The sequence below is a fragment of the Streptomyces sp. NPDC057543 genome (genome assembly GCF_042801895.1).
In the GTDB taxonomy this organism is placed as follows: Bacteria; Actinomycetota; Actinomycetes; order Streptomycetales; family Streptomycetaceae; genus Streptomyces.
The window spans coordinates 1-8,296 of record NZ_JBHVFF010000337.1 but is presented as its reverse complement, the minus strand read 5'-3'; the positions used below and the strand labels follow the sequence as shown (position 1 = coordinate 8,296).

Here is an 8,296-nt window from a genome sequence, read left to right as displayed (position 1 = left end):
ACCCGACCCTGCGGATCGCGACCGCCGAGCGCGCCAAGACCCTTGATGTCACCGTCACCGGGAACATGGGCAATCTGCCCACCTGCCGGTACTCCGGCCTGGCCGCCGGGCAGTCCTACGTCTGCCGCACCGCCGAGGTCACCGTCACCGAAGCCGATGTCGAACGGGGCCACTTCACCCCAGAAGTCACCGTGACCGACCTCGCCCCCGACGGCACCCGGGTCACCACCACGGTCACCGGCGACCGCGTGGACCTGCGATGAGCGGCCTCACCCGCCGGGCCCGGCGCCTCCACCGCATGACGCGGGAGAGCGCGTAGCCGCCGATCTGACCTGCCGTGGAATGCACGATGCCGGCGCGGGAGAGCGCCTGAAGACACCGCGTGAGCTCCTGCGCGGAAGTCTCGGCGTCGTCGTCGGCGCAGGCGACCCGGAAAGGCGCGCTGTCGTACCCGCCGTCGACGACGATCCCGTCATGGGGGTTCGCTGAAGCACCGCCCTTCCGCTCCTGAAAAGACTCTCGACGTGCGCTTCCCTTCAATTCCTCGGTCTCATCCCGGCGAAGAGAGCCTCGATGACACGATCGACGTAGTCGTGTGTCAGTGGTTCCCGGGCGATCAGGAACTGAAAGTACAGCGGACCGGACAGGATCGCCATCGCCAGGTCCAGGTCGAAGTCGGGCGACAGTTGCCCCTGGTCGCGGGCTGCCTTCAGCCGGGCGACGGTCTTGTCGGCCTGCGGGGTGATGAAGCGTTCGTTGAGTGCGGCAGCGACCTGGGGATCGTGTTGGGCCTCAACCACCAGGGCCTGGTACAAGGGCCCCAAGGGCGGCCCGCCCAGGAGGTCGACAGCCGCGTGGATCTGCTTGCGGAGGTCGGCGACGACATCGCCGGTGTCGGGGTAGTCCAGGCCGGGCTCGTTCATCGACAGGAGCGAGTCGAGGAACAAGGCTCCCTTGGACGGCCAGCGGCGGTAGATCGTGTGCTTGCCGGCGCCGGCGCGGGCTGCGACCGCTTCGATGCTGAGTTTGGCGTAGCCGACCTCCTGGCCCAACTCCAGCGTGGTCCGCATGATGGCCTCGGTCCGGTCGGCGGCGCGACTGCTGCGTTTGGCGGTCATGGCGTCACCATAACGGAACGGCACGTGCCGTATTGACAATTCCGGCCTTCCTTCAGCATGCTCCGCAGCACGGAACGGCACGGCACGTGCCGTGTAGGTTGAGGAAGGAGATCATGAGATCGGCAACCACAGGTCCGGCGCTTCGGCTCGCCGGTCTGACCAAGGCATTCGGCGGCCGGCGCGTCGTCGACCACATCGAGCTGGAGGTGCCCAGCGGATCGTTCTTCGGCCTGGTCGGTCCCAACGGAGCGGGTAAGACCACCTCACTGTCGATGGCGGTGGGACTGCTCCGGCCGGACGGGGGCCGGGCCGAGATCTTCGGTGCCGACGTGTGGGCGGACGCCGCCCGGGCCAAGAAACTGATCGGCGTACTGCCCGACGGACTGGCCATGCCCGAACGGCTGACAGGGCGGGAGCTGCTGCGTTTCACCGGTCTCCTGCGCGGTATGGACCGCGCCGAGGTCGAGCGTCGTGCGGGGGAACTGCTGCAGACCCTGGGTTTGGTGGCGGCCGAGCGCACCCTGGTGATGGAGTACTCCACCGGCATGCGCAAGAAGATCGGCCTGGCTGCCGCGTTGCTGCACGCGCCGAAGCTGCTGGTGCTGGATGAGCCGCTGGAGGCGGTTGATCCCGTCTCGGCGGCGACCATCAAGGCGATCCTGCGGCGGTTCGTCCGCGCCGGCGGGACCGTGGTGTTGTCCAGCCATGTGATGGCCGTGGTGGAGCAGTTGTGCGACCGCGTGGCGGTGATCGACTCAGGCCGGGTCGTGGCGGCCGGGTCGCTGGTGGAGGTCCGGGCCGGTTTGAGCCTGGAGGAACGGTTCGTGAGTCTGGTCGGCGGCCAGTCGCCCCTGACGGAGGGGCTGGCATGGTTGGCGTCCTGATCCGGATGAAGCTGGCCGTCCAGCGCAACTCCATGACCGGGCAACGAACTGCGCAGATGATCGTCGGCGGCGCGGTCGGCCTGGCGCTCGCCGGAGCCGTGCTCCTGCTCGCAGGCCACCACTACGCGATCGAGTCGCTGCGGTTCGACCTGCTCGGCGCCGCGCTTGCCGTGTGGACGGTCGGCTGGTTGCTGGGCCCGGCGCTCTTCGGTGGCGGGGATGAGACACTGCGCCCCGAGCACTTCGCCCTCCACGCGCTGAGCCCGTGCGCTCTGACAGCCGGCCTGGCGTCGGCGGCCTTCGTCGGCATCACCCCGGTGGTGACCCTGGTGGCGTTCACCGGACTCGTGGTCGTGGCCGCCGGATCTGGCCCGGGTGCCATCGCCGTCGGTGTGCTCGCGGTCGCGCTTCAACTGGTCTTCACCGTGCTGTCCTCCCGGTTGGTCACCGCTGTGCTCGGCCAGGTCATGCGGTCGCGGCCCGGAGCCGCGCTGGCGGCATTCGTCAGCGCGGCCGTCCTGGCCGCCCTTCACTCGGGCTGGGTGCTGGAGCCCCTGGTACGCGCGGCCCTGAACACGGGATTTCCCAGCCCCTTCGCCACGTGGGTGCATGCCCTGCCGTCAGGCTGGGGGCTGACCGCCGTCGAGGCGGCCGGGCGTGGTGACTGGCCCGCCGCACTCGCTGCCTTGGCGGGTCTGGCCGTGCTCGGGATCGGGTGTCTGTGCGGCTGGGCCGTACTGACGCAGCGACGGTTGACCACCTGCCGCGCCAACGGACGCCCTGTGGGCGCCACCACGGACCGGTGGGCGCGCGGCCCGGTCACCGCGGTCGTTGCCAGGGAATTGCGCACCTACAGCCGCGACCTGCAACGCTTCCACTTCGTCTGCTTCGCCCTGGGCTACGCGCTGGTGTTCTGCCTGCTGCCGCTGATCGTCGGCGCATCGGTCTTCCTGCCGTGGACCGGACTGCTCTTCGCCCTGTGGATGTCCGCGATCTCCGCCAACCTCTACGGCGAGGACGGCACCGAACTCTGGGGCAAAATCATGATCCCCGGCGCCGCCCGGCATGATGTGCGAGGTCGCCAGCTCGGCTGGCTCCTGGTCACCACGCCGCCCACCGTGATCCTCACGGTTGGTCCGGTCGCCGCGTCCGGCCGGCACGAGCAGTGGCCGTGGCTGGCCGCACTCGTCCCTGCCCTGCTGGGCGGCGGCGCGGGCGTGAGCGTACTGGTGTCGGTGCTGCGCCCGGTTCCGCTGACCGACCCGCACCGCAGGAGCGGCAATCTGCTGGACAACGGCACCGATTTCACCCAGGTTCTGCTGATGCTGATCCTGACCGCGGCCACTGCCGCTCCGGCCTTCTTCGCCGTACGGCTCGGACCCTCGTGGGCGGGACCGGTGGTAGGCGCGGTCACCGGTGCGGCGCTGGCGTGGCTGCTGGGCAGGATCACGGCCACCCGGCTCCAGAGCACCGCCCCCGAACTCCTCCATCACTTCCGCACCGGCACCCGGCCCGCACGCAAGGGCAGGGAGGCCGCCACGACCGGACTGCGCGGGCCTGATGTCAGCCTGCCACCGCTCCGCCGTCCCGACCTGGGCCTCCAACGGCTCGGCCTCGACCTGGCCCCGACCACACAGCGGCTTTACGTCATCGTCAGCTTGACGCTGTGCTGGGTGCCCCTGGTGGCCCAAGGCGTCGTGCCCGCGATCATGCTCTCCACGGGAGAGGTCAACCGCTCATGGTTTCTGGCGTTGCACCTGCCGGATGGACTGCGCTGGCCGACGATCATCGCCATGATGGGCCTCGGCCTCGTCCTCCTGAGCACCGGGCTGGTGACAGGCCTCTACTATCTGGTCAAATCACGCCGAGTCCGCGCGTAACCCGACCGCCGGAACACCCCCACTCACGCCGGCTCTTTCTCGGCGCCGCGCCGGCTCGGATCACGCAGCGGCCGTAGCCCTTGTCCGGGCGGGGGCGGGGCGGGAGGTGGCGAAGCTGTAGCGACCCGGAAATCGATGTGCCGCCGGCTGAGCGGCGAAATGTCCGGACCGTAGTGGTACAGCTGCAGCCGCTGCTCGTGCGGGGGTTCGCCGCTCGTGCAGTGCCGGGCCATGAGTTGGGCCGCTCGGTCGAAGCCCGAGGCTGCCGACACCGCAGCGGATCGGGCTGCCGCCAGGACGGCATCGTCGTCTCTGAGCAGCGAGATCCGGCTGTGCCGTGCGGCCGGATCTGCAGGATCCGGGCGAGGCCCTCCGGCGTGAGACCGATGTGCGGAGCGGCGACGTTCTCGGCGAGGCGTTGCGGACGGCAACGGGGTCCGTGCCCCAGCCTCTCGACGACAGTGACCACCTGAGCATGGCGTTCCCGAGCCCGCTCGCGGACGACGTCCGGGTGGTCCTGGCAGCTATGAAGACATCGCAGCTGAAGCCGGCGGAACCGTTCTCGGTCTACGCGCAGGGGCAGCTCCTCGCGATCCCCACTCGGCTGTACAACGACGAACCGTCGGCTGATGCGCTGGAATCTCTCTCGCCAAGACAGCTGATGATCCTGCACTGCTTGTACACCAGGCACCATGACGGGAGGGTCCGCCAGCGTCACCTGGAATGCATCGTTGGCTCTGCGGAGCCTTGGGTCATTCCGTACGTCGTGCAGTTGGTCGGTGAGTACGTTGTAGAGATCCTGGTGGTCATCCGGAAGGCACTCAGCGACCTTGATATGCCGGGCACCACCCTCCGTGCTGCCTACGGCCAGTTCATCGTGGACAATCCCTCCTTCTTCGCCCGTACCCAGAGGCGAGTGGTTAGCTATTGGAGCTGCTACTACCGCTTCAACTACACGAGTTTCCCGGGATATCCAGGATGTACCGTGCTGGAACTCTTGCGGGCGGTGGCCTCCGATCGGGCTGGCCACCCCTGGCCCCGCCTCAGCCGCGGCGGATTCAACAAATCGTCGCAACAGAGTGGTTGGTGGGGTCGTTCTGTAGCAGCTCGGTGAAGCGCTCGGCTGGGGTGTCCCAGCCGAGTGTTTTCCGGGGTCTGGTGTTCAGCTGGGCGGCTGCGGCGTCCAGGTCGCCCTTGGTGTACTTCGAGAGGTCTTCGCCCTTCGGGAAGTACTGCCGCAGGAGGCCGTTGGTGTTCTCGTTCGTTCCTCGCTGCCACGGGCTGTGCGGGTCGCAGAAATACACCGGGATACCGGACGCCTCGGAGAAGGCGTAGTGGTGCGCCATCTCCGCACCCTGGTCCCAGGTCAGGGAGCGCTTGAGGTGCGGCGGCAGGCGCTCAACGGCCGCAAGGAGCGCTTTGCGGAAGTAGCCGGGGCTGTGGCCGTTCGGCAGGTGGACGAGCAGAGTGAAGCGGGTGCTGCGTTCCACGAGGGTGCCGATGGCGGATCCGTTCTTCGGTCCGACGATCAGGTCGCCTTCCCAGTGGCCCGGGACCGCGCGGTCTGCGGCTTCGAGGGGGCGCTGGCTGATCGGGACCATCGGGTGGGAGAAGCGCGGGGTTCTGCGATCCGGCTGCCGACGCTGCTTGCGGATGCTGCGGCCGGTCCTCAGGCGCCGGGTCAGCTCGCGCCGCAGGCTGTTGTCGGCCTGGGCGTAGAGGGCCCGGTAGATCGTCTCGTGCGTGACATGCATCTGCGGGTCGCCGGGGAAGTCCCGGCGGAGGATCTCGGTGATCTGCTCGGGGCTCCACCGTTCGTCCAGGCGTGACTGGACGAAATCACGCAATTCGGGGAGCTGGTCGATCCGCCGGGATTTGGGGCGCGCCCGGCGTTTCTCGGCGCGTTTCTGAGCGGCGAAGGGGCGGTAGTAGCTGGTGTGGCTCGGCCTGAGGTTGGGGTTGCAGTTTCGCCGGATCTCCCGGCTGATGGTCGACGGGCTGCGGCCCAGCTCGGCCGCGATCGACCGAACGGACCGCTTCTCCCTGCGCAGGTCGGCGATGCGTATGCGCTCCTCCTCGGACAGGTAACGGTCAGAGATCCGACGCTGGTGCCCGACCCACTCGTCCCTGCGAGGGTGCGGCAGAGACTCGTGCCGGGTGCCGACCAGCGGCTGCACTGCCGGCCGCACCGCCTTCCGGCCGGGCGTGGTCGTTCTGATCCGCTCGTTGCGGCCGTTGACCCACTCCTGGCCGGTCCTGCGGTTAATGCCGACAAGTCGGCTGGCTCCTCTGATACTCACGCCTTCATGTATCAGTTCGAGGAACCGTTGCTTCACCTGGGGGGACGCCCGCTTGCCGTTCGGACGTCCCCCGGCGGTGATCTTGCTATCCGTCATCGCTCACCCGCTGGTGTCGGGTGTTGCGACGATCATTAGAACCCAAGCCGCCAGCTGGCGGGGCCAATCTGAGCGGCTACTGCTAGGGCCTTTCGTTTGGATCACGCGAGTTGCTAGTCGTGGCGGTCCCACGCGCTGTGTCAGCGTCATGCCGTACGGTCCGGATGTGATCTCGCGACCAACGGGTGAAGCCCGGGGCCCCTATGACGCTGCTTTCCTGCCTCGGCTGCAGATAGGTCTGCGGATGGCCGATGAGCCGGTGACGGAGCCGGTTTCCAAGTTCGGGGGGCAGCCGGTGTGGCTGGAGGAGCCGGCCTGGCCAGTGGCTCCACAGACTGCGGAGCCACTGGTGTTCATTGGCCAGTTCCGGGTGCCGGGGGACGAGGTGCGTCTGGCATACCTGTTCTTGGAGGAAGAGGGCCGGATCATGGGCATGAACCCGGCCTCCGGCGAGGCCGTCGTGCTCATACAGCCTGACGGCAGGGTGCCTTCGTTCGCGTTGATCGGGCCTCCCGAGACCAGAGGACGATCACTGTGGCGTTGGGGTCACGACGAGACGGAGATCCCTGTCGAATGGTTGGTCGACTTGGAGCCAGTGCCGCCCGAGGTGGATGCGGCAGCCGATCACCACGCCGCATGGTGGAGCTATATGCGGCACGAGGGCCCGGAGGTCGACCTGCCGTCCGGCGACGGGCCCGAAGATTTCCTCGGCGGCACGGCTGTGCTGCCCAACGGCCATGTCTGGGGCCTCGACGACGATTCCTGGCTGTTCCTCTGCCAATTCGCCGACCGGGGAGAGGACGCGGGGGATGATCCGTTCTTCCTTAACTTTGGCTACGGTAGCGGATTCCTCTTCATCAGCCCCGACCACCGCGAAGGCCGCTTCTTGGGCCAGCCCCGGCAGGTCAGCGGCCGGACCAGAGGAAGATGCCCGCGATATGGAGTCCGGCCAGGTAGATGGTGGCGGTCTTCTCGTAGCGGGTGGCAATGTCTCGCCATTGTTTGAGGCGGTTAATGCACGGTTCGACGGTGTTGCGCTGTTTGTAGGTCTCTCGGTCGAAGGCGGGTGGCCTGCCGCCGCGGCTGTCGGAACGGCCGCGCCCGATAGGGGCGCCGGGATCAGCGGCGCACTTCGCCGGGCCCGAGATGCCCCGGTGCAGAGCCCGCAACCGGGTCAGCAGGCCGACGGCCGCTTCGCGGTCCCCGGTATTCGCGGCGGTCACGGCCACGACCAGCAGCAGGCCCAGGCAGTCGGTCACGATGTGCCGCTTCCGCCCGTTGATCAACTTTCCACCGCCGAAGCCGCGTGAGGCAGCGGGAACGTTCGCGGCGGCCTTCACCGACTGCGCGTCGATGATCCCCGCCGTCGGCTCCGCCTCGCGCCCCTCGCGCTCCCGCACCTTCCCGCGCAGCCGGTCATGGAACTCCGCGACCAGCCAGTGCTCGCGCCAGCGGCGGAAGAAGGCATAGACCCGGCCCCAATCAGGGAAGTCCGCGGGCATCGCCCGCCAGGAGATCCCGCCCGCGACCAGGTAGCGGATCGCATCCAGCATCTGGCGGTGGCAGTAGCCCTCGGGCTGCCCGCCCCGGCCCTCCAGCCAGGACGGCGTGGGCAGCAAGGGCCGGATGGCCGCCCATTCTTCGTCCGTCATGTCCGACGGATACTGGCGTTCCCGGTCGGGGTGATCGGCAGCATTGCCGTACACATGCGCGAGGCAATCACACGATGGGGCGACCGAGTTGAACTGAACGGGCTCGGACGCGTACAACAACGACACCAGGGCCTCCCGGCACTGCTCGGTTAGATTCGCATCCCCGAGCTACCGAGAGGCCCTGTCTTCATGCGCGCACAACGGGAAGATCACCCCGGCGGGAAACCTGTTCGACCCGCACGTTCCGTGATCGGTTGAGATACGACTTCTCAGCTTGACGTTTAACGTCGCAGGTCACCCGACCTGCTGAACTGCATCGATCAGCGACATACGAGACGCGGCCGCCCTTGATGCTTCGAGGTGTCG

General features: G+C 68.1%; 8 protein-coding genes. 5 read left to right on the top strand and 3 right to left on the bottom strand.

From position 1 onward, the window contains the following. Positions 1-263: hypothetical protein (locus ACFU8Q_RS36120; RefSeq protein ID WP_384462743.1), on the top strand; the 263-nt coding region annotated here is incomplete at its 5' end. 273 nt (positions 264-536) lie between these two features. Here the strand turns inward: ACFU8Q_RS36120 and ACFU8Q_RS36115 are convergent. Then, the gene (locus ACFU8Q_RS36115; protein WP_384462741.1) at positions 537-1,118 is read right to left on the bottom strand and encodes a TetR/AcrR family transcriptional regulator; all 582 of its coding nucleotides are present in this window, start codon (positions 1,116-1,118) and stop codon (positions 537-539) included. A 113-nt stretch (positions 1,119-1,231) separates the two neighbouring features. On the opposite strand from ACFU8Q_RS36115, the gene ACFU8Q_RS36110 reads away from it, so the two are divergent. From ACFU8Q_RS36110 to ACFU8Q_RS36100, 3 genes are all read left to right on the top strand, one after another. Further along, on the top strand, positions 1,232-2,002 hold the full coding sequence (locus ACFU8Q_RS36110) for an ABC transporter ATP-binding protein (protein WP_384462738.1): 771 nt from the start codon (positions 1,232-1,234) through the stop codon (positions 2,000-2,002). Then, a complete protein-coding gene (locus ACFU8Q_RS36105; protein WP_384462735.1) occupies positions 1,987-3,882 on the top strand; it encodes a hypothetical protein in 1,896 nt (631 codons plus the stop codon). The genes ACFU8Q_RS36110 and ACFU8Q_RS36105 overlap by 16 nt, the downstream gene beginning before the upstream one ends. Positions 3,883-4,357: 475 nt before the next feature. Beyond that, on the top strand, positions 4,358-4,996 hold the full coding sequence (locus ACFU8Q_RS36100; protein WP_384462746.1) for a hypothetical protein: 639 nt from the start codon (positions 4,358-4,360) through the stop codon (positions 4,994-4,996). Here the strand turns inward: ACFU8Q_RS36100 and ACFU8Q_RS36095 are convergent. Next, positions 4,941-6,182: an IS30 family transposase gene (locus ACFU8Q_RS36095; RefSeq protein WP_384462732.1), complete on the bottom strand. Its 1,242-nt coding sequence runs from the start codon at positions 6,180-6,182 to the stop codon at positions 4,941-4,943. The two genes, ACFU8Q_RS36100 and ACFU8Q_RS36095, sit on opposite strands and share 56 nt — an antisense overlap. A gap of 340 nt (positions 6,183-6,522) precedes the next feature. Here ACFU8Q_RS36095 and ACFU8Q_RS36090 point away from each other — a divergent pair, with 340 nt between their 5' ends. After that, entirely contained in the window at positions 6,523-7,284 is a 762-nt protein-coding gene (locus tag ACFU8Q_RS36090; RefSeq protein ID WP_384462729.1) for a hypothetical protein, read from the top strand. On the opposite strand, the gene ACFU8Q_RS36085 is transcribed toward ACFU8Q_RS36090, so the two are convergent. After that, positions 7,184-7,930, bottom strand: coding sequence for an IS5 family transposase (locus tag ACFU8Q_RS36085; RefSeq protein WP_384462726.1), 747 nt, complete (start codon positions 7,928-7,930; stop codon positions 7,184-7,186). The two genes, ACFU8Q_RS36090 and ACFU8Q_RS36085, sit on opposite strands and share 101 nt — an antisense overlap. Positions 7,931-8,296 lie beyond the last annotated feature (366 nt).

Excerpts from the sequence above, each read along its gene's own strand:
- ACFU8Q_RS36090 (WP_384462729.1), top strand. The coding sequence starts at position 6,523 with ATGGCCGATGAGCCGGTGACGGAGCCGGTTTCCAAGTTCGGGGGGCAG.
- ACFU8Q_RS36100 (WP_384462746.1), top strand. The coding sequence starts at position 4,358 with ATGGCGTTCCCGAGCCCGCTCGCGGACGACGTCCGGGTGGTCCTGGCA.
- ACFU8Q_RS36110 (WP_384462738.1), top strand. The coding sequence starts at position 1,232 with ATGAGATCGGCAACCACAGGTCCGGCGCTTCGGCTCGCCGGTCTGACC.
- ACFU8Q_RS36085 (WP_384462726.1), bottom strand. The coding sequence starts at position 7,930 with ATGACGGACGAAGAATGGGCGGCCATCCGGCCCTTGCTGCCCACGCCG.
- ACFU8Q_RS36115 (WP_384462741.1), bottom strand. The coding sequence starts at position 1,118 with ATGACCGCCAAACGCAGCAGTCGCGCCGCCGACCGGACCGAGGCCATC.
- ACFU8Q_RS36105 (WP_384462735.1), top strand. The coding sequence starts at position 1,987 with ATGGTTGGCGTCCTGATCCGGATGAAGCTGGCCGTCCAGCGCAACTCC.